This is a genomic window from Acinetobacter sp. S4397-1, assembly GCF_024129285.1.
Classification (GTDB): Bacteria; Pseudomonadota; Gammaproteobacteria; order Pseudomonadales; family Moraxellaceae; genus Acinetobacter; species Acinetobacter lwoffii_C.
This window is the reverse complement of the sequence record NZ_JAMXXZ010000084.1, coordinates 1-572: the sequence shown is the minus strand read 5'-3', so window position 1 is coordinate 572 and position 572 is coordinate 1. Positions and strand designations below refer to the sequence as shown.

At 48.1% G+C, this 572-nt stretch carries 1 protein-coding gene; it reads left to right on the top strand.

Annotated features, from left to right (window positions below):
• Positions 1–24: 24 nt before the first annotated feature.
• The coding region (locus NI467_RS14600; protein WP_253153501.1) for a thioredoxin family protein at positions 25–572 on the top strand (548 nt) is incomplete at its 3' end.

Below are 572 nucleotides of genomic sequence, written 5' to 3'. Positions count from 1 at the left end.
TTTACTCCCTTGGAGATGTTAGCAATGTTGGATCAAAATACTTCCGCCCAACTCAAAACCTTACTTGAACGCCTTGAAGCGCCTATTGAGCTGGTGGCCACTTTAGATCAATCGGATAAATCTGCCAAAATCAAAGAACTGGTGGAAGAAGTCGCTGCTCTGTCTGATCGGGTGACTGCCCGTTTTGATGGTCAGAACAAGCGGGTACCCAGCTTTGGAATTGCCAAAGCCGGTGAACAGCCACGGGTGTTCTTTGCAGGTTTGCCAATGGGCCATGAGTTTACTTCCCTGATTCTGGCATTGTTACAAACGTCGGGTTATGCCCCGAAAGTCTCTGCTGAGGTGCTGGATAATATTAAAAGCCTGAATATTCAGTCTGACTTCGATGTCTTTGTCTCTTTAAGCTGCCATAACTGCCCGGATGTGGTGCAGGCACTCAACCTGATTGCCATCTATAACCCGGGTACCACTGCCACCATGATTGATGGAGCTTTCTTCCAGGATGAAGTGGAAGAGCGCAAAATTATGGCAGTGCCGATGGTCTTCCAGGACAACAATCATATCGGTCAGGG